General features: G+C 49.3%; 1 rRNA gene. It reads right to left on the reverse strand.

Annotation, left to right across the window (positions count from 1 at the left end):
- A 16S ribosomal RNA gene (locus tag OGY13_RS00200) occupies positions 1 to 182 on the reverse strand; the annotation flags it as partial.
- Positions 183 to 205: the final 23 nt, after the last annotated feature.

A 205-nucleotide genomic window follows, 5' to 3' on the forward strand; every position in this document is an offset into this window, starting at 1 on the left:
TTATGCGGTATTAGCTACCGTTTCCAGTAGTTATCCCCCTCCATCGGGCAGTTTCCCAGACATTACTCACCCGTCCGCCACTCGTCACCCAAGGAGCAAGCTCCTCTGTGCTACCGTTCGACTTGCATGTGTTAGGCCTGCCGCCAGCGTTCAATCTGAGCCATGATCAAACTCTTCAATTTAAAAGTTTGATGCTCAATGAATT

It is taken from the genome of Citrobacter sp. Cpo045 (assembly GCF_030332875.1).
GTDB classification, from domain to species: Bacteria; Pseudomonadota; Gammaproteobacteria; order Enterobacterales; family Enterobacteriaceae; genus Citrobacter; species Citrobacter portucalensis.